Annotated in this window: 18 protein-coding genes; 14 read left to right on the top strand and 4 right to left on the bottom strand. The window is 63.0% G+C overall.

The genetic code is table 11. The features are described from left to right. Positions 1–623 precede the first annotated feature (623 nt). The 12 genes from ccoN (at position 624) to IFT99_RS00790 (ending at position 12478) form a co-directional block, all read left to right on the top strand. The gene (gene ccoN, locus IFT99_RS00845) at positions 624–2066 is read left to right on the top strand and encodes a cytochrome-c oxidase, cbb3-type subunit I (protein WP_065988689.1); all 1443 of its coding nucleotides are present in this window, start codon (positions 624–626) and stop codon (positions 2064–2066) included. Further along, positions 2066–2677 (top strand): cytochrome-c oxidase, cbb3-type subunit II, encoded by a 612-nt coding sequence (ccoO, locus tag IFT99_RS00840; protein WP_192130087.1) that lies wholly within the window; start codon positions 2066–2068, stop codon positions 2675–2677. The genes ccoN and ccoO overlap by 1 nt, the downstream gene beginning before the upstream one ends. Before the next feature lie 5 nt (positions 2678–2682). Beyond that, positions 2683–2904, top strand: a complete 222-nt coding sequence (locus tag IFT99_RS00835) for a cbb3-type cytochrome oxidase subunit 3 (RefSeq protein ID WP_192130494.1) — start codon at positions 2683–2685, stop codon at positions 2902–2904. Next, positions 2901–3881: a cytochrome-c oxidase, cbb3-type subunit III gene (gene ccoP / locus IFT99_RS00830; RefSeq protein WP_192130086.1), complete on the top strand. Its 981-nt coding sequence runs from the start codon at positions 2901–2903 to the stop codon at positions 3879–3881. Before IFT99_RS00835 ends, ccoP begins: the two co-directional genes overlap by 4 nt. Before the next feature lie 56 nt (positions 3882–3937). After that, entirely contained in the window at positions 3938–5353 is a 1416-nt protein-coding gene (gene ccoG, locus IFT99_RS00825) for a cytochrome c oxidase accessory protein CcoG (protein ID WP_192130085.1), read from the top strand. Positions 5354–5365: 12 nt separating this feature from the next. Further along, on the top strand, positions 5366–5899 hold the full coding sequence (locus tag IFT99_RS00820) for a FixH family protein (RefSeq protein WP_192130084.1): 534 nt from the start codon (positions 5366–5368) through the stop codon (positions 5897–5899). 19 nt (positions 5900–5918) lie between these two features. After that, complete coding sequence (locus IFT99_RS00815; RefSeq protein WP_192130493.1) at positions 5919–8384, top strand: heavy metal translocating P-type ATPase metal-binding domain-containing protein; 2466 nt, start codon at positions 5919–5921, stop codon at positions 8382–8384. Positions 8385–8409: 25 nt separating this feature from the next. Next, the gene (gene ccoS / locus IFT99_RS00810; RefSeq protein WP_192130083.1) at positions 8410–8625 is read left to right on the top strand and encodes a cbb3-type cytochrome oxidase assembly protein CcoS; all 216 of its coding nucleotides are present in this window, start codon (positions 8410–8412) and stop codon (positions 8623–8625) included. A 138-nt stretch (positions 8626–8763) separates the two neighbouring features. After that, the gene (locus IFT99_RS00805; protein WP_192130082.1) at positions 8764–9510 is read left to right on the top strand and encodes a sulfite exporter TauE/SafE family protein; all 747 of its coding nucleotides are present in this window, start codon (positions 8764–8766) and stop codon (positions 9508–9510) included. 90 nt (positions 9511–9600) lie between these two features. Beyond that, positions 9601–10983 (top strand): oxygen-independent coproporphyrinogen III oxidase, encoded by a 1383-nt coding sequence (gene hemN / locus IFT99_RS00800; RefSeq protein ID WP_192130081.1) that lies wholly within the window; start codon positions 9601–9603, stop codon positions 10981–10983. A 148-nt stretch (positions 10984–11131) separates the two neighbouring features. Next, a complete protein-coding gene (fnr, locus tag IFT99_RS00795; protein WP_065988695.1) occupies positions 11132–11866 on the top strand; it encodes a fumarate/nitrate reduction transcriptional regulator Fnr in 735 nt (244 codons plus the stop codon). A gap of 63 nt (positions 11867–11929) precedes the next feature. Further along, positions 11930–12478: an adenine phosphoribosyltransferase gene (locus IFT99_RS00790; RefSeq protein WP_122622664.1), complete on the top strand. Its 549-nt coding sequence runs from the start codon at positions 11930–11932 to the stop codon at positions 12476–12478. Positions 12479–12657: 179 nt separating this feature from the next. On the opposite strand, the gene recR is transcribed toward IFT99_RS00790, so the two are convergent. The 4 genes from recR to dnaX all read right to left on the bottom strand — a co-directional run bounded on the left by recR (position 12658) and on the right by dnaX (position 17114). After that, complete coding sequence (gene recR / locus IFT99_RS00785; RefSeq protein ID WP_065988697.1) at positions 12658–13260, bottom strand: recombination mediator RecR; 603 nt, start codon at positions 13258–13260, stop codon at positions 12658–12660. Positions 13261–13329: 69 nt separating this feature from the next. Next, complete coding sequence (locus tag IFT99_RS00780) at positions 13330–14358, bottom strand: NADP-dependent oxidoreductase (RefSeq protein ID WP_192130080.1); 1029 nt, start codon at positions 14356–14358, stop codon at positions 13330–13332. A 180-nt stretch (positions 14359–14538) separates the two neighbouring features. Beyond that, on the bottom strand, positions 14539–14865 hold the full coding sequence (locus IFT99_RS00775) for a YbaB/EbfC family nucleoid-associated protein (protein ID WP_065988699.1): 327 nt from the start codon (positions 14863–14865) through the stop codon (positions 14539–14541). Positions 14866–14960: 95 nt separating this feature from the next. After that, positions 14961–17114: a DNA polymerase III subunit gamma/tau gene (gene dnaX, locus IFT99_RS00770; RefSeq protein WP_192130079.1), complete on the bottom strand. Its 2154-nt coding sequence runs from the start codon at positions 17112–17114 to the stop codon at positions 14961–14963. Between the two features lie 231 nt (positions 17115–17345). Here dnaX and IFT99_RS00765 point away from each other — a divergent pair, with 231 nt between their 5' ends. Both IFT99_RS00765 and acpA read left to right on the top strand, forming a co-directional pair. Next, positions 17346–18101, top strand: coding sequence for a substrate-binding periplasmic protein (locus IFT99_RS00765; protein WP_244656852.1), 756 nt, complete (start codon positions 17346–17348; stop codon positions 18099–18101). A gap of 348 nt (positions 18102–18449) precedes the next feature. After that, positions 18450–20156 (top strand): acid phosphatase, encoded by a 1707-nt coding sequence (gene acpA / locus IFT99_RS00760; RefSeq protein ID WP_192130077.1) that lies wholly within the window; start codon positions 18450–18452, stop codon positions 20154–20156. The last annotated feature ends 26 nt before the right edge of the window (positions 20157–20182 follow it).

The raw sequence follows: 20182 nt of genomic DNA, 5'->3' as shown, positions 1-20182 counted from the left end.
GTCCGCTCCGGACGATCACCCGTGACGATCGCCGGCCTTTCTGCCAGCTCGGGCCAATTATTTTTGGGCAGAACAAAGTGCCAATGTCAGCGGCTTTTTGTATACAACTTCGTTGTGGAAACGCTCTCTCGACGCGCAGGAACAGCAGGCAGAGAACCGTTTCAGCTATCTCCGGAAATGGTTGATCGCCGCGTCCCGCCACGGACGCGGCAACTTCCCCTCGAGCGCGGCCAAGTGTCGCAGGTGCGGCGCCAAAGCCTTCCCTCCGCGATCATTCGCGTCTAAGCTGTGTCCGCACAGTGGACCGGCGACAGCTAGCCACAGGCCCAGCGACAAGATTGTGCCCGGCAACGCAACCCTCTTGCAGACAAACAGCTTCAGCGCTGTTTTCACCCGCAGGGTTGTATCCAATCCCTCCCACTCACGCGCGCGATCCAGCTCGACCTGTCTTCCTTCCTCCAGGCCACTCAGCCAGAACCCTCCCACGCCTCGGCGACCGGGCGTCTGCGTGCACCGCGTCTATCGCTTCCTCGATCCCCAGCCACGCCACTGCGTGACGGGTGACGCGCGATCGAAGGTGCGGCTGTTACCACACTAATAAAATACACACCGTGGAACCTGACATGAGCACAGCACCCAGTCCGACTGCTTATAACTACAAGGTCGTCCGCCAGTTCGCCATCATGACGGTGGTCTGGGGCATCATCGGCATGGGCCTGGGCGTCTTCATCGCCTCCCAGCTGGTGTGGCCTGACCTGAATTTCGGTTTGCCGTGGACCACATTCGGTCGACTGCGCCCTCTGCACACTAACCTGGTGATCTTCGCGTTCGGCGGCTGTGCACTGTTCGGCACCTCTTATTACGTGGTCCAGCGAACCTGTCAGACGCGGCTGATTTCCGACGGACTGGCGGCCTTTCATTTCTGGGGCTGGCAGGCGGTGATCATCGGCGCCATCGTCAGCCTGCCGATGGGTTACACCACCACCAAGGAATACGCCGAGCTCGAATGGCCGATCGCGATCCTGCTGACAGTTGTCTGGATCGCCTACGGCGCGGTGTTCTTCGGCACCATCGTCAAACGCAAAACCAAACACATTTACGTCGCCAACTGGTTCTACGGCGCGTTCATTGTGGTCACGGCGATGCTGCACATCGTCAACCACATCTCGCTGCCGGTGAGCCTCTTTAAATCCTATTCCGCCTATGCCGGCGCCACCGATGCCATGATCCAGTGGTGGTACGGGCACAACGCCGTCGGCTTTTTCCTCACCACCGGCTTTCTCGGGATGATGTATTACTTCGTGCCGAAACAGGCCGAACGCCCGATCTATTCCTATCGCCTGTCCATCGTGCATTTCTGGGCGCTGATCACCCTGTACATCTGGGCCGGCCCGCACCATCTGCACTACACCGCCCTGCCCGACTGGGCGCAATCACTGGGAATGGTGATGTCGATCATCCTGCTCGTGCCGAGCTGGGGCGGCATGATCAACGGCATGATGACCCTCTCGGGCGCATGGCATAAGTTGCGCACCGACCCGATTCTGCGCTTCCTCGTGCTGTCGCTGGCGTTCTACGGGATGTCGACGTTCGAGGGGCCGATGATGGCGATCAAGACCGTCAATGCGCTTTCTCACTACACCGACTGGACCATCGGCCACGTTCACTCGGGCGCGCTGGGCTGGGTGGCGATGATCACCATCGGCGCCGTCTACCACATGATCCCGAAACTCTATGGCCGTGCGCAGATGCACAGCGTCGCGCTGATCAACACGCACTTCTGGCTCGCCACTGTCGGCACCGTCCTCTACATCGCCGCGATGTGGGTCAACGGCATCACCCAGGGGCTGATGTGGCGGGCGATCAACGATGACGGCACCCTGACCTACTCGTTCGTCGAGGCCCTGCAGGCCAGTCATCCGGGGTACATCGTCCGCGCCTTGGGCGGCGCGATTTTCGCCAGCGGCATGCTGTTCATGGCCTACAACGTGTTCCGCACCATTCGCGCAGCGAACACGGAAGAAGCCGAAGCCGCCGCGCAGATTGCTGTCGTGGGGGCCCACTGATGATCAAGCACGAAGCACTGGAAAAGAACATCGGCCTGTTGTCGATCTTCATGGTCATCGCGGTGGCGATCGGCGGGCTGACGCAGATCGTCCCGCTGTTCTTTCAGGACGTCACCACCCTGCCCGTCGAAGGCATGAAGCCGCGCCCGGCGCTGGAGCTCGAAGGCCGCGACGTCTACATCGCCAACGGCTGCGTGGGTTGCCATTCGCAGATGATCCGGCCGTTCCGCGCCGAAACCGAGCGCTACGGGCATTACTCGGTGGCCGGTGAGAGCGTCTGGGATCACCCGTTTCTGTGGGGCTCCAAACGCACCGGGCCGGACCTGGCGCGGGTCGGCGGTCGCTACTCGGATGACTGGCACCGCGCTCATTTAAACAACCCGCGGGACCTGGTGCCGGAGTCGATCATGCCGGCCTACCCCTTCCTGGCGGACACCAAAATCGACGGCCAACTGACCGGCAAGAAGATGGAAGTGCTGCGCAGCCTGGGCGTGCCGTACACCGATGCCGACATCGCTAGCGCGAGCGACGCGGTGAAGGGCAAGACCGAAATGGATGCGCTGGTGGCCTACCTCCAGGGCCTGGGCACCCTCATCAAGAGCAAACGGTGATCGCCATGGACATGGGAACGATTCGAGGCCTGGGCACCGTTGTGGTGATGGTCGCCTTCATCGGTCTGGCGTTGTGGGTGTTCAGCCCGCGGCGCAAAGCGGAATTCGACGATGCAACGCTGCTGCCGTTTGCCGATGACCCCGAGGCGATTGCGCAGGTCAGGCAGGCGCAGGACCAGCGCAAAGCGCAAGCACACTCGAAAGCCGAAAGGAGCCCGAAACCATGAGCACCTTCTGGAGCCTTTACGTCACGGTGCTGACCCTGGGCACGATCTTCGCGATGGGCTGGCTGCTGATCGCGACGCGCAAGGGCCAGCGCGCCGACACCACCGATGAAACCGTCGGCCACGCCTTCGACGGCATCGAGGAGTACGACAACCCGCTGCCCAAGTGGTGGTTCTGGCTGTTCATCGGCACGATCATATTCGCCTTGGGTTATCTCGCGTTTTACCCGGGCCTGGGCAACTGGAAGGGCCTGTTGCCGGGCTATGACTACGCCGACAACGACAAGAAAATCCCGTTTTCCGACGGTGCCACCGGCTGGACCGGCGTGCACGAATGGGAAAAGGAAATGGTCCGCTCGGAGGCGCGCTACGGGCCGATCTACGCCAGATTCGCAGCGATGCCCATTGAAGACGTGGCCAAGGACCCGCAGGCGCTGAAGATGGGTGGACGCCTGTTCGCGTCGAATTGCTCGGTCTGCCACGGCTCCGACGCCAAGGGCGCCTACGGCTTCCCCAACCTGGCCGACGCCGACTGGCGCTGGGGCGGTGATGCGCAGAGCATCAAAACCTCCATCCTCAACGGCCGTCATGCGGTGATGCCGGCGTGGGGGGCGGTGATCGGCGATCAAGGCGTGCGCGACGTGTCGGCTTACGTGCTGACCCAACTGAACGGGCGCACACTGCCGGCTGATGCGAAAGCCGATCCGGTGGCAGGCTTGAAAATCTATGCCACTACTTGCGTTGCCTGCCACGGGCCGGAGGGCAGAGGCGTTGCCGCACTGGGTGCCCCGGACCTGACCCACCCCGGCGCGTTCATCTACGGCGCCAGCTTTGCGCAGCTGCAACAGACCATCCAGTATGGCCGCCAGGGGCAAATGCCAGCCCAGGCGTTGTTGCAGGGCAACGACCGGGTGCACTTGCTGGCGGCGTACGTTTACAGCCTGTCCCACGGGGAAGAACCGGCGGCAAAGCCCGAGTGAAGGATATCGCTGTCGCACACGCTGATGATTCGGCCCGAAGGGCGTAGGACGCTGCCATGAGCAATCAGATTCCGCTGCACAACGTCACGCCGCCGACTGAAAAGGACGGCGACACCGTTGACCTGTACGCCTCGCGGGAGAAGATCTACACCCGCGCGTTCACCGGGGTGTTCCGCACGCTGCGCATGGGTGGCGGCGCGGTGTTGTTCCTGCTGTATTTCGGCACGGTCTGGCTCAACTGGGGCGCGCATCAGGCGGTGTGGTGGAACCTGCCGGAGCGCAAGTTCTACATCTTCGGCGCGACGTTCTGGCCGCAGGATTTCATTCTGCTGTCGGGCATCCTGATCGTCAGCGCGTTCGGGCTGTTCTTCATTACCGTGTTCGCCGGGCGCGTCTGGTGCGGTTACACCTGCCCGCAAAGCGTGTGGACGTGGGTGTTCATGTGGTGCGAAAAGGTCACCGAAGGCGACCGCCATCAGCGCATCAAACTCGACAAGGCGCCCATGGACTCCAACAAGTTCGCGCGCAAGTTCGCCAAGCACAGCCTCTGGCTGCTGATCGGGTTGGTCACCGGTCTGACTTTCGTCGGCTACTTCTCGCCCATCCGTCAACTGCTGCTGGATTTCTTCACCGGCCAGGCCGATGGCTGGTCGTATTTCTGGGTCGGTTTCTTCACCCTGGCCACCTACGCCAACGCCGGCTGGCTGCGGGAACAGGTGTGCATTCATATGTGCCCCTACGCGCGTTTCCAGAGCGTCATGTTCGACAAGGACACACTGATCGTTTCCTACGACCCACGGCGCGGCGAGGCACGGGGTGCGCGCAAGAAGGAAACGGATTACAAGGCTGAAGGTCTCGGCGACTGCATCGATTGCACGATGTGCGTGCAGGTCTGCCCCACCGGCATCGACATCCGCGACGGCTTGCAGATCGAATGCATCGGTTGCGCGGCGTGCATCGATGCCTGCGACTCGATCATGGACAGGATGGACTACCCGCGCGGCTTGATCAGTTACACCACCGAACACAACCTTTCCGGTCAGGTAACCCATGCACTGCGGCCCCGGTTGATCGGCTACGCCGTCGTGCTGGTGGTGATGACCGGCGTGCTGACCAGTGCGTTTTTTATGCGTTCGCTGGTGGGGTTTGATGTGAGCAAGGACCGCATGCTGTACCGGGAAAACGCCGATGGCCGGATCGAAAACGTCTACAGCCTGAAAGTCATGAACAAGGACCAGCTCGACCACACCTATGTGCTCGACGCCACAGGATTGCCGGACCTGAAGCTGCAAGGCCGTCGCGATATCAAGGTGCCGGCGGGCGAGATCATCAGCCTGCCGGTGGAGCTGTCGGTCGCGCCCGAGCAACTGCCGTCGAGTAGCAACGACGTCAGTTTCGTCCTCAGGGACGTCGAGCATAGCGGCACCGAAGTCCACGCCAATAGCCGTTTCCTCGGCCCGCCCATTCGCTGAGAGATGTCAGAAATGATCCCAGTCACCGCAGCACGTCCCTGGCACCGGCATCTATGGCCGTGGATCATCATCGGCATTCTGGCCTGCTCGGTGGCGTTGACCCTGGCCATGGTCACCATCGCCGTCACCCACCCGGACAACCTGGTCACCGACAACTATTACGAGGCCGGCAAAGGCATCAATCGCTCACTCGATCGCGAGTTGCTGGGTCAGTCCCTGAACCTGCACGCCCGCGTGGCTCTCGACGAGCTCACCGGCGAAGTGGATGTGCAACTGAGCGGCACCAGCCAGCCGGAAACCCTGGTCCTGAACCTGATCTCCCCGACCCAGCCGGACAAAGACCGCAAAGTGGTGCTGGCGCGCACGCCGTCGCAGCCGGGGCGCTATGTCGGGCAGCTGGCCGACAGGGTCGAAGGCCGGCGTTTCGTCGAATTGCTGGGGGTGGAGAACGCCCGGACCTGGCGCCTGTTCGAGGAAGAACGGATCGTTCCCGGGCAATCACTGACCCTGGGCGACGAGCCGCTTCAGGGCGCTGGCGGGCATTGACGTGAAAGCGACTGAGGGAATTACCCTGCGGCCTTGCTACCACTGCACGCTACCGGTCCCGCCGGGCGGGCGCTTCGTGGCCTCGGTGCTGGGTGAGCCGCGGGAATTCTGCTGCCCCGGCTGTCAGGCCGTGGCCCACGCCATCGTTGCCGGCGGCCTGGAAAGCTACTACCTGCATCGCAGCGAAGCGTCGGTCAATCCGCAGGTGTTGCCCTCGCCGTCAGCCGATGAACAGGCCCTCTTTGATCGTCCCGATGTGCAAGCGCCCTTTGTCCGCCATGACACCCCCTCTGGCGATGTCGCCGGCGATGTGGCTGAAACGACGCTGATGATCGAAGGCATCACCTGCGCGGCGTGCGGCTGGCTGATCGAGCGCCACCTGCGCAGGTTGCCCGCCGTGGTCGAAGCGCGGCTGAACCTGTCCAGTCACCGCTTGCACCTGCGCTGGCATGACCAGCCATTGCCTTTGAGCGAGGTCCTGTCCGAGCTGCGGGGCATCGGTTACGCCGCCCACCCTTATCATGCGGATGCAGCCACCGAGCGCCTGGCCCTGGAAAACCGTCGCAGCCTGCGTCAACTGGGCGTCGCCGGGCTGCTGTGGTTTCAGGCGATGATGGCGACCATGGCGACCTGGCCCGAATTCAACCTCGACCTCAGCCCGGAAATGCACACAATCCTGCGTTGGGTGGCGATGTTTCTGACGACGCCCATCGTGTTCTACAGCTGCGCGCCGTTCTTCAAAGGGGCGCTACGCGACCTGCACGCCCGCCATCTGACCATGGACGTTTCGGTGTCGCTGGCGATTGGCGCGGCGTACGTTGCGGGCCTCTGGACGGCGGTCACCGGGGTCGGCGAATTGTATTTCGACGCGGTCGGCATGTTCGCGCTGTTCCTGCTTAGCGGCCGCTACCTCGAACGCCGCGCCCGGGAACGCACCCGCTTAGCGACCGAGCAACTGGTCAATCTGCTGCCGGCCTCCTGCCTGCGACTGGATGCGGACGGTCAGACCGAGCGTGTCCTGACTGATCAGTTGCGTGTGCACGATCACGTGCTGGTGCACCCCGGCGCAATGTTGCCGGCGGACGGCCGAATCATCGCGGGTCGCTCGAGCATCGACGAATCGCTGCTCACCGGGGAGTACCTGCCTCAGCCGCGCCAGGTGGGAGACGCCGTTACCGCCGGCACCGCCAATAGTGAAAGCGTGCTCACTGTGGAAGTGCTCGCGTTGGGCGCTGACACCCGGCTCTCCGCCGTCGTCCGACTGCTGGACCGCGCACAATCGGAGAAGCCGCCCCTGGCGCAGATAGCGGACCGCGCGGCGCAGTGGTTTTTGCTGATTTCGCTGGTGCTGGCGGCGTGTGTCGGTGTGGTCTGGTGGCAGCTCGATGCCGGCCGCGCATTCTGGATCGTGCTGGCGATGCTGGTCGCCACTTGCCCGTGCGCCTTGTCGCTGGCGACCCCGACCGCGCTGACCGCCGCCACCGGCACGCTGCACAGGCTCGGGCTGCTGCTGACCCGAGGCCATGTGCTGGAGGGGCTGAACCGGATCGATACGGTGATCTTCGACAAGACCGGCACGCTGACCGAAGGGCGCCTGACGTTGAGGGCGGTTCGCAGCCTTGGCGCCCTGAGCAGTGACGACTGTTTGAGCCTGGCAGCGGCGCTGGAAAGTCGGTCTGAACACCCGATCGCCCGGGCGTTCGGCAAAACGCCGCTGACCGCTGAACGGGTGGTCGCGACGCCAGGCCTGGGTCTGGAAGGCGAGGTCAACGGGCGCCTCTTGCGCATCGGTCAGCCCGGGTTTGTCTGCGCCTTGAGTGGCGTCGCCGTGCCCTCCATGCCGGAGGAGCCCGGTCAGTGGTTGCTGCTGGGGGATGACACCCAAGCCCTCGCCTGGCTGGTGCTGGATGATCGACTGCGGGACGACGCCGCAGGGTTGGTCACGGCGTGCAAACAGCGCGGCTGGCAGACGTTGTTGTTGTCCGGCGACAGTTCGCCCATGGTGTCCATTGTCGCGACTCAGTTGCAGATCGATGACGCCCGGGGCAGCCTGCGGCCGGATGACAAGCTCGCCATTCTGCAACGGCTGCGCGCCGAGGGCCGGACCCTTCTGGTGATCGGCGACGGGGTCAATGATGTGCCGATGCTGGCGGCGGCCGACATCAGCATCGCCATGGGTTCGGCCACCGATCTGGCCAAGACCAGCGCCGATGCGGTGCTGCTGTCGAATCGTCTGCACGTGTTAGTCGATGCGTTTGGCCTCGCTCGGCGCACGCGGCGGGTCATTCTGGAAAACCTGGCGTGGGCCGGGTTGTACAACGGGCTGGTGCTGCCCTTTGCGGCGCTGGGCTGGGTGACGCCGTTGTGGGCGGCGGCGGGAATGTCGGTCAGTTCGCTGGTGGTGGTGGTGAATGCGTTACGTCTGACGCGGATGAAGCCGCTTTCTGCAGAATCCATGGCTGCCCGTCAGACGGTGACCCCATGAACCCATGCCCCGATTCGGAGGCCCGATGCCTGCGCTCTACATCATGATTCCGGTGGCGCTGCTGATCGTGGCGGTGGCGATTTACGTGTTTTTCTGGGCAGTGGACAGCGGTCAGTACGACGACCTCGACGGCCCGGCCCACAGCATTCTGTTCGACGATCAGGATCCAGGGCACAAGGCTGGGGTGGATGAGGCGTCGGGGAAAGGCAGAGCGGACCATAAAGGGGATCTGACCCAGTGAGTCAGTTGGTTTATGCAGCGCGTTTGAGTAAGCCATCGCGAGCAAGCTCACTCCTACAGGGGTATGCGTTCTCCTGTAGGAGTGAGCTTGCTCGCGATGGCTTACTAACACTCACCGGAAAGCTTTCGGATAACGCCCATGCATGACTTCCTCCCCCAACTCCTCTCCGCCCTGGTGCTGGGCCTTCTTGGCGGCGGCCATTGCCTGGGCATGTGCGGCGGGCTCATGGGCGCGCTCACCTTTGCCATCCCCCCGGAGCAACGCGGAAGACGCCTGCGCCTGATGGTGGCCTACAACGTCGGACGTGTTTTCAGCTATGCCTGCGCGGGATTGCTCACAGGCATGCTCGGCTGGGCCGTCGCCAACAGCCCGGGGGCGATGCTGTTGCGGGTGATCGCGGGGTTGCTGATGATCACCATGGGCCTGTACCTGGCCGGATGGTGGAGCGGCCTGACCCGCATCGAAGGCCTGGGCCGCTGGATTTGGCGTTACCTGCAACCGCTGGCCCGCCGCTTGATGCCGGTGTCGACGACACCCCGGGCTTTACTGCTGGGCGCGGTGTGGGGCTGGCTGCCGTGCGGGTTGGTTTACAGCACGCTGCTGTGGTCGGCCAGCCAGGGCAATGCGCTGCACAGCGCGTTGTTGATGCTCGCGTTCGGCGTCGGCACTTGGCCGGTGCTGCTCGCTACAGGCCTGGCCGCCGAGCGCATCACCGCCCTGCTCCGTCGGCGCAGCGTGCGTGTGGCTGGCGGGGTGCTGGTGATTCTGTTCGGCCTGTGGACACTCCCCGGCCCCCATCAACAGTGGCTCATGGTGCACACGCATCACACGATGAATCACGACATGAATCCCGCCATGGATCATGCAGGCATGGGCCACGAGTAATCCCAGCCCCCATCCGTTGACCCAGATCAATGCCCTCACCGGCGGCTTCCCTACACTTCCCGCACCGCCATCCTTATCGGGAACGCCCCCATGCTCGACGACCTTCGTTGGGATTCTGAACTCATCCGTCGCTACGATCTGGCAGGGCCGCGTTACACGTCCTACCCCACCGCCGTGCAATTTCATACGCAGGTTGGCGCCTTTGAGCTGCTCCATGGGCTGCGAGACAGCCGCAAGGCGTCGCGACCGTTGTCGCTGTACGTGCACATCCCGTTCTGCGCCAACATTTGCTACTACTGCGCCTGCAACAAAGTCATCACCAAGGACCGCGGTCGCTCCCAGGTCTATCTGCAGCGGCTCGAACGCGAGATCAGCCTGATCGCCGCCCACGTCGATGACCGTCAGGTGGTGGAGCAATTGCACTTCGGCGGCGGCACGCCGACCTTTCTCAGTCACCTTGAACTGCGCCAGCTGATGGCCCATTTGCGCCAGCACTTCACCCTGCTGGATGACCACTCCGGTGACTACGGCATCGAAATCGATCCGCGCGAGGCGGACTGGTCGACCATGGGCCTGTTGCGCGAGCTGGGCTTCAACCGCGTCAGCCTCGGCGTCCAGGACCTTGATCCGCTGGTGCAGCGGGCAATCAACCGCCTGCAAAGCCTGGAAGAAACCCGCGCCATCGTCGAAGCTGCGCGCACCCTGCAGTTTCGTTCGGTGAACATCGACCTCATCTATGGCCTGCCGCTGCAGACACCAGAGGGTTTTGCCCACACCGTCGAGCAAGTCATCGCCCTGCAGCCCGACCGGCTGTCGGTGTTCAACTACGCCCACCTGCCCGAGCGCTTCATGCCCCAACGGCGCATCGACACCGCTCAGTTGCCCAGCCCGGAACAGAAGCTGGAGATGCTCCAGCGCACCATCGAGCAGCTGACGCGTGCAGGCTATCGCTACATCGGCATGGACCACTTTGCGCTGCCCGATGACGACCTCGCCATCGCTCAGGAAGAGGGCACGTTGCAGCGCAATTTTCAGGGCTACACCACCCATGGCCACTGCGACCTGATCGGCCTCGGTGTCTCGGCAATCAGCCAGATCGGCGAGCTGTATGCACAGAACACCGTCGACCTCACCGAGTACCAGACCCTGCTGGCCAGCGACCAACTGGCAACCAAACGCGGTCTGCTCTGCAACGAAGACGATCAGCTGCGGCGCACCATCATCAGCCAGCTGATCTGTCATTTCCGCCTGGATTTCGCCACCGTCGAAAACGCATTTGCCATCCACTTTCGGGAATATTTCCGCGAGCAGTGGCCGCAATTGCTGACCATGTCCACGGACGGGCTGATTCTGCTTGACCCGACCGGCATCACCGTCACGCCGGCAGGACGCCTGCTGGTGCGCTCGATCTGCATGGTGTTCGATGCGTATTTGGGCACCCAGAACCGTCAGCGCTATTCCCAGGTGATATAGGCCCGCGTGATATAGGCCCAGGTGATATAGGAATGTTCCGCCTGGCGCGGAGGAATGATTTCGGGCCAAGGAAGGCGCGTGGTAGTCGCAGGGCTGACCCTGAGTTACCCTTACGACTTATGTGTGTTTCTTCACAAGGAATTACCCGATGTCTGAGCCAGTCAAACTGCGTGCTCACACCCAGGCTCATTGCAAGGATTGCAGCCTGGCCCCGTTGTGCCTTCCGCTTTCATTGAACATGGAAGACATGGACGCACTGGACGAAATCGTCAAACGCGGCCGCCCCTTGAAGAAAGGCGATGTTCTGTTTCGTCAGGGCGACACCTTCGCTTCCGTCTACGCCGTCCGTTCCGGCGCGTTGAAAACCTTCAGCCTCAGCGACAGCGGCGAAGAACAACTCACCGGTTTCCACCTGCCCAGCGAACTGGTCGGGCTGTCGGGCATGGACGCCGAGGCGTATCCCGTCACGGCGCAGGCCCTGGAGACCACGTCGGTGTGCGAAATCCCCTTCGAACGGCTGGACGAATTGTCGGTGCAACTGCCGCAATTGCGTCGCCAGTTGATGCGGGTGATGAGCCGGGAAATCCGCGATGACCAACAAATGATGCTGCTGCTCTCAAAGAAAACCGCCGACGAGCGCATCGCCACGTTTCTGGTCAACCTCTCCGCCCGCTTCCGCGCCCGGGGTTTCTCCGCCAACCAGTTTCGCCTGAGCATGTCGCGCAACGAGATCGGCAACTACCTGGGCCTGGCGGTGGAAACCGTGTCCCGGGTGTTCACCCGCTTTCAGCAAAACGAGTTGATCGCCGCCGAGGGCAAGGAAATCCACATCCTTGACCCGATTCAGCTCTGCGCGCTGGCCGGGGGATCGCTGGAAAGCTGATGCATGATGGTCCGGGCGGGCTTAGACTGGCGTCTTTTGAGTCATGTCCTGCCCGAGATCCTTATGATTTTCGACGAAGTCAGCATCAAATCCCTCATCCGCCCTGTGGTGGACTTCCCCAAACCCGGCGTGATTTTCCGTGACATCACCCCGCTATTCCAGTCACCCAAGGCCCTGCGCCTGGTCATCGACAGCTTCATCCAGCGTTACATCGATGCCGAATTCACCCACGTCGGCGCCATGGACGCGCGCGGGTTTCTCATCGGTTCGATCGTCGCCTACGAACTGAACAAACCGCTGGTGCTGTTTCGCAAGCAAGGGAAATTGCCGGCCGATGTGCTGGCCGAGGCCTATCAGACCGAATACGGCGAAGCGCTGCTGGAAGTCCACGCCGACAGTTTGTGCGACGGGGATTCAGTGGTGATGTTCGATGACCTGATCGCCACCGGCGGTACCCTGGTCGCCGCCGCCAACCTGATCCGCCGCATGGGCGCCAAGGTCCACGAAGCCGCTGCGATTATTGATTTGCCGGAGCTGGGCGGCTCACAACGCCTGCGCGACATGGAAATCCCGACGTTCTGCCTAACCCAGTTTGCGTTGACGGATAAGTAAGGCCACGATCAAAGTCGATCGGTTCGCCGGATGTCTGTAGGACCGGCTTTAGCCGGGAACAGGCCAGTGAGGGCACCCTGGATTCGGGGTGTGACACCTGCCGCCTTCCCGGCTAAAGCCGGTCCTACACCCGAGTTCACTCCGACAGGTACTCAGCGCGTTGAAGACGGAGAGACTCGTTACAACTGAATCGGCTTGCGCCCTGCAAACGAGTGCGCGAGCGTGCCGCCGTCGACCAGTTCCAGCTCGCCACCCAGCGGCACGCCGTGGGCAATGCGCGAGGTGACCAGGCCTTTGTTGGTCAGCAGTTGGGCGATGTAGTGCGCCGTCGCTTCGCCTTCGACCGTCGGGTTGGTGGCGAGGATAACTTCGGTGAACGAGCCCTGCTCTTCGATCCGTGCCACCAGCTGCGGAATGCCAATGGCTTCAGGCCCCAGACCGTCCAGCGGCGACAGATGCCCCTTGAGCACGAAGTAGCGCCCGCGGTAACCGGTCTGTTCCACTGCATAAACGTCCATCGGGCCCTCCACCACGCAGAGCAGCGTGTCGTCGCGCCGGACGTCCGAGCATTGCGGGCAGAGTTCTTCTTCGGTGAGGGTGCGGCATTGTTTGCAGTGACCAACGCCTTCCATCGCCTGACTCAACGCCTGGGACAGACGCGAGCCACCACTGCGATCACGCTCCAGCAGCTGCAACGCCATGCGCTGGGCGGTTTTCTGACCGACGCCGGGCAGGATGCGCAGGGAGTCGATCAACTGGCGAATCAGGGGGCTGAAGCTCATTGGAGAAACGTCCGACAAAAACACGAGACGCGGTTTATACCCGCGCCTCCGATTACCGTCAAATCAGGGTCATGAGACCTTGACCACCAGCTTGCCGAAGTTCTTGCCGTCGAGCAGGCCAATGAACGCGTCCGGGGCATTCTCCAGGCCTTCCACCACGTCTTCGCGGAATTTCACCTTGCCGTCCTTCACCAGCGGAATCATGGCCTGCATGAATTCGTCAAGGCGATCGTAATACTCTTCGTAGACGATGAAACCCTGAATCTTCGCACGCTTGGTCAGCAGCGTACGCATTAACAGCGGCAGCCGATTCGGCCCCTCTGGCTCACTCTGGGCGTTGTAATGGGCGATCAGGCCGCACAACGGCACCCGCGCACGCTCATTGAGCAGCGGTATGACCGTCTCCAGCACCTTGCCGCCGACCAGTTCGAAATAGATGTCGATGCCGTTCGGGACGGCCGCCTTCAGCTGCTCGGCGAAGTCCTCGCTGCGGTGATCGATGCAAGCGTCAAAACCCAGCTCATCGACCACGTAACGGCACTTGTCTTCGCCACCGGCAACGCCCACCACCCGCAGGCCATTGAGCTTGGCCACTTGGCCGACCACCGAACCGACTGCCCCCGAAGCCGCCGCGACGACCAGGGTTTCGCCCGCTTTCGGCTTGCCGATGTCCATCAAGCCCATGTAACCGGTGATGCCCGGCATACCGAGCACGCCGACCGCCATTGACGGGCTGGGCAGGTCCTTCGGCGCCATCAACAGATTGCTGCCATCAGAAATGCTGTGGGTCTGCCAGCCGGTCTGACCCACGACCAGATCGCCTTCCTTGAATGCCGGATTGCGCGACTGCTCGACCACGCTGACCGCGCCGCCTTCCATGACCGCGTCGATTTCCACCGGTGCCGCGTAGGACGGCGCGTCGCTCATGCGACCGCGCATGTAGGGATCGAGGGACAGGAAGAGCGTGCGCAGCTGCACTTGGCCGTCTTGCAGGTCAGGCAGCGCCTCGCGCTCGAGTCGGAAGTTTTCCGGGGTCGGCGCGCCCTGGGGACGGGACGCCAGGACGACACGTTGGTTGAGGATCAATTCTTGGGTCATCGAAATGGGCTCCATGATGAAGGGTTGCAAGGGTATAGAAAGCAGACCGTGGGCAGCCGGACGGGTTCGGTCGGATGTGGGCTCCCTATGGCGCGCTTCGTGCTGACGGCTTGCCGCCGTGCCCAAACGAAAATGCCAGGCACGAGGGCCTGGCATCTTGATGTCGCAACCGCCGTCCGATCAGAACGGCATTTTCATGCCCGGCGGCAGCTGCATGCCGGCGGTCATGCTGGCGGTCTTTTCCTGGCTGGCCGCTTCGATCTTGCGCACAGCGTCGTTGACGGCCGCAGCGATCAGGTCTTCCAGAATTTCCTTCTCTTCCTGCATCAGGCTGTCGTCCAGGCTGACGCGCTTGACGTCATGACGCCCGGTCATGACCACGCTGACCAGACCGGCGCCAGACTGGCCCGTCACTTCAGCGTTGGCCAGTTCTTCCTGCATCTTGGCCATTTTTTCCTGCATCTGCTGAGCCTGCTTCATCAGGCCTGCCATGCCACCTTTCATCATGGGAGTTACTCCTCGGAAGTCATCGGATAGAAAGTCATTGAACAATTAGGGGCGCCCTATCAGCTTAGCGCCCCCGGGAATCATCGGGCGTGGACTTACGCCTGCGTCGGCGCATCCACCGGAACAATGGTGTCATCGCGAATCGACGCACCGAACTGCTGCATCATCTGCTGAATGAACGGATCGCTATGGATCGCCGCCTCGGCCTGCTTCTGCCGATCGGCACGCCGACGCGCCGCTGCCTGAGCCGGGGTTTCCTGCTCGGGCTTGATCAGTTCGATACTCAGGTTGAGGGTGCGTTCATGGTATTGGTTCAGCGCGTCGTTCAGACGGCGCTGCTGCGTCGAGTTGAACAGCGCACTGTGGGCCGGATCAAGGTGCAGCAGCCAGTTGTCGCCTTCCACCGAAATCAGCGTGCAGTTGGCGGCGATGCTGCCGGTCATGCCGGAAATCGGCAGTTTCGGGAAAAGCTCAAGCCAGTCCGCCGCAAGACCGGTGGCAGGTTTGGAGGCCGGCAGCAGCTCGGGCTCCTTCTCCACGGCTTCGACGGCTTCGTGGGCCAGGTCATCGAGATAAGCGAACGACGCCGGGTCGATGTCGATGTCCGGCTCGATGTAGTCGTCATCGGGCGGCGGCTCGTCGTCGCGCTCCATCGGCGCCGGAACGTAAGGTGCGGCATCGGGCACGTGCTCGATCATTTGCGGTGTCACCGCCTCGGCAGCGGCTTGCAGCTGTTCTGACGATGCGAGTTCGGGCGCGTCCGGCACAGGGCTCGCGGGGGCCGGCGCCGGCATTGGTGTCAGGTCCGGCTGCTCGGCGACGGTGTCGAGGACGGCCTCGGGCCTCTCGGCCACGGACGCGGGCTGTGGGGACGGCTCGTCCTCGGGCTCAGGCTCAGGCTCAGACTTGGTCTCGTTCTCAGGCTCGGCGGCAGTGGCTGGAACCGCGGCGTTTGGCTCGTTCCACGGCAGATCGATCTCTGCCTCCGCTTTTGCCGCCACAGGCTCGGGCACGGCGACAGGCGCCGACGTGTCGATGACAGGCGCCGGGGCGGTCTGGGGTCGGGATGCTGCGGATGCTGAACTCGCCACCGCTGTCCGGGAATCAACCGTGGCCGGGTTGATCCCCACTGACTTTAACGGCTGCGTCGGCGCGTTGTCGGCGTCTGCGGGCCGGAACGCCAGCATGCGCAGCAGCACCATCTCGAAACCGCCCCGGGGATCCGGCGCCAGCGGCAGATCGCGGCGACCGATCAAGCCCATCTGGTAGTAGAACTGCACGTCTTCGGCGGGCAACGCCTGGGCCAGGGCCAGCACGCGATCGCGATCGCCGTGGCCGTTATCGACCCCTTCAGGCAGCGCCTGGGCGATGGCGACCCGGTGCAATACGTTCAGAATCTCCGAGAGCACGCCGCTCCAGTCCGGCCCCTGTTCGGCCAGATGCCGCACGGCTTCAAGCAACGAACGGGCATCGCCTTCGATCAACGCAGCCAGTACGTCGAACACCTGGCCGTGATCCAGCGTGCCAAGCATGGCGCGCACGTCGGCCGCCAACACTTTGCCTTCGCCGAAAGCAATCGCCTGGTCGGTAAGGCTCATGGCGTCACGCATCGAGCCATCGGCCGCGCGACCGAGCAGCCACAGCGCATCGTCTTCGAACGGAACGTTCTCCACGCCGAGCACGTGGGTCAAATGCTCGACCACACGCTCAGGCGTCATGTTTTTCAGGGAGAACTGCAGGCAGCGCGACAGAATGGTGGCGGGCAGCTTCTGCGGGTCCGTTGTGGCGAGGATGAACTTGACGTAGGGCGGCGGCTCTTCCAGCGTCTTGAGCAACGCGTTGAACGAGTGGCTGGAAAGCATGTGCACTTCGTCGATCAGGTAGACCTTGAAGCGACCGCGACTGGGCGCGTATTGCACGTTGTCGAGCAGCTCGCGGGTGTCTTCGACCTTGGTGCGGCTGGCGGCGTCGATCTCGATCAGGTCGACAAAACGGCCCTCGTCGATCTCGCGGCACACCGAACATTCGCCACACGGCGTTGACGTGATGCCGGTTTCACAGTTCAGGCACTTGGCGATGATCCGCGCGATGGTGGTCTTGCCGACCCCGCGTGTGCCAGTGAATAAATAGGCGTGGTGCAGGCGCTGGCTGTCCAGCGCGTTGATCAAGGCCTTGAGCACATGGGTCTGGCCGACCATTTCGCGGAACGAGCGCGGACGCCATTTACGTGCAAGAACCTGATAACTCATTGAAAACCGTCGCGACTGGGGTGCGGAAGACCGCCAATGCTAGCGGAGCAGGGGCAAAATTGCATCTGGTGTCCGACGCTTATCGCTTTATTATGGCTGGCCTGGCTCCGCAAGACGGCTCCGCGAGACGGTTCCCTCACAAGGTCCCACACCTGGATTCCGAAGACACAGCAGGCTTGAAACGTCGCACTGTCACTTCGAGGGATCCGGATGCGAGTGTGGGTGAGTGGCTTGGGACTTTCGAGTGCCTTGGGGTTATGGAGCGCGTCGGCGCTCGCAGACGGTCCGCCGTTGCGCTTCGCCGTGGCCGACAGTTGGTCGATGCCGCTGATGCAGGTGGGCCCCGACGGACCTGAGGCCGGGATTCTATTCGACATCATGGAAAGCCTGGCCCGCCAGATCGGCCAGACCGCCCAGTACCGTGTGTACCCGCGGCTGCGGGTGCAGGCGGCCACCGAGCGCGGTGACGTTGACGTGCGGTGTTACGCCGCCCAGTCCTGGTTGCCGGATATGTCGGGGGACTACACCTGGAGCCTGCCGCTGCTGACCCAGCGCAACGTGCTGGTGGGCAGCGCCTACGACACCGCCCCCTTTGAGCTGAGCGCGATTCTCGGCGATCACATCGGTACGGTGCTGGGCTACGCCTACCCGGTGCTGGACCCGCTGTTCGCCACCCGCGATCTGATCCGCGAAGACGCGAGGTTGCAGGAGCAGGTTCTGCAAAAGCTCTCAGCCCACCGCTATCGATACGCCGTGGACACCCAGTGGTCGCTGGATTGGTACAACCGCGATCAGAAAGCCGACGAGAAACTCAGGGCCGTGTGGGTCATCGATGAGCAGCCGGTGGGCTGCGTCGCCCGCAACGACCCGAGCGTGCCGGCGCAACGCATCATGCGCACGCTGCTGAGGATGAAGATGTCCGGGGAGATCGAGCGGATTGTCGAGCGGTATCAGGTGCATTCGGGGAATCCGGCCGATCCGTATTGAGCCTGCGACGTTTTCCTGATGTGGGACTGCCTTTAGCCGGGAAAGCGTCACGTGACCCACCGCAAGACTGGTGGCGTTCCCACTGGCCTCGTCCGTGTAGGACCGGCTTTAGCCGGGAAGGCGTCATGCGTCACACCGCAAGACTGATGGCGTACACACTGGCCTCTTCCCGGCTAAAGCCGGTCCCACTAAGTAGATCGCGTGCATTGTAGGACCGGCTTTAGCCGGGAAGGCGTCATGGGGCACACCACAACTTTGATGTCACCCACCGCTGTAGCAATCCCGTCATATTCCCTCGCTAGGCTCCGGCGACACATGTTGTAACAACTCGACCTGCGAGCGCCCGCCATGAGCAAGAAACCGGAAGATCCAGCACAGGCTTCAGTCCCCCCGCCACAGGTGGATTGCAGCCGCCGACGCTTCCTCGGTGGCGTTGCGGTGCTGGGCGCAGGCGCGACCCTGAGTGGCGTGGTGGGCGCTGCCGAATCAGGCGTTGAAGGCAAGCCTGCAACGGACGCCCTGCTGACCGGCCCGGCGCTGGACAAAGCGCTGCAGGACAACGTCAAGACCATCGTGGTCATCTACGGCGAGAACCGCAGCTTCAATAACCTGTTCGCCAACTTCCCCGGCGTCGAGCACCCGCTTTCCGCCGTGAAAGCCGACCACTACCGTCAGCGCGACCGCGACGGCAAAGTCCTCGACACCCTGCCGCAGTGCTGGGGCGGTGTCTGCCAGATCGGCCCGCAAAGCGTCGACGGCGTGACCTACGCCACGGGCATGCAGTACCAGGAAAACCTGCCCAACGCGCCCTTCCCCCTCAAAGGCCCGAGCGGCGAGGACCTGCCACTCAGCGTCGTCACCCGGGACTTGTGGCACGTGTTTTACCAGAACCAGATGCAGATCAATGGCGGCAAGAACGACGCCTTCGTCGCTTGGGCGGATTCCGGCGGCCTGACCATGGGCTATTACGCCCAGACCCAATATTCCCTGCGCCTGTGGGACGTCGCCAAAGAATTCGTGCTCTGCGACAACTTCTTCCAGGGCGCTTTCGGCGGTTCGTTCCTCAACCACCAGTACCTGATCTCGGCCCGAGCGCCGTTCTACCCGGACGCGGCGAACTCTCCGGCCAAGTCGCAAATCGCCGTGCTGGAAAGCAGCGATCCGCTGGACTACAGGCTCAAGCCGCTGGAGAAATCACCGGCCAGCGCCATGACCGGCCCGCCACAATTCGGCCCGAGCGCGCTGACGCCGGACGGTTACGGCGTCAACACCATGGCCCCGCCCTACTGGCCGACCTGGCTGCGTGACAAGGAGAAACCGGACTATTCGCAGCCGGGGCTGGCCAACGTGCTGGTGCCGCAAACCCATGAACACATCGGCGACAAGCTCTCGAAAAAGAACGTCGACTGGGCCTGGTACGCCGGCGCCTGGCAGGTGACGCTGGATGAATACAAGGACTCGACCGGCATCCCGAAAATCCCGAACTTCCAGTACCACCACCAGCCGTTCAACTACTTCAAGCAGCAGGGCCCCGACAATCCGGCAGAGCGCAAGAAGCGCCTGCGCGACGGCGGCCTGGGCGACGAGTCCTCCAGTAATAAATTCCTGGCCGACGCCGAGGCGGGCAAGCTGCCCGCAGTGACCTTCTACAAACCCCAGGGCAACCTCAACATGCACGCCGGTTACGCCGACGTGGCGGCCGGCGACCGACACATCGACCGTACGATCAAGGTGCTGCGCAACAGCCCGCAGTGGAAGAACATGGTGATTGTCGTCACGGTCGATGAAAACGGCGGCTGGTGGGACCACATCGCGCCGCCCAAGGGCGACCGCTGGGGACCGGGCACGCGGGTGCCGGCGATCGTCATCTCACCCTTCGCGCGCAAAGGCACGGTCGACCACACGGTGTACGACACTGCCTCGATCCTGCGTCTGATTACACGGGTGCATGGTCTGGAGAAGCTGGACGGATTGACCGAGCGCGACAACGCCATGGCCGCACGGGGTCAGGCACCGGTGGGTGACCTGAGCAACGCGCTGCAGTTTCCGGCGTAGACAGGCGCGCAACCATCGCGGGCAGG

Origin of the sequence: Pseudomonas sp. CFBP 8772, assembly GCF_014841665.1 — a bacterium.
Taxonomy (GTDB): Bacteria; Pseudomonadota; Gammaproteobacteria; order Pseudomonadales; family Pseudomonadaceae; genus Aquipseudomonas; species Aquipseudomonas graminis_B.
Note: the sequence above shows the minus strand (reverse complement) of the source record. Positions and strands in the feature narration are given on the sequence as shown.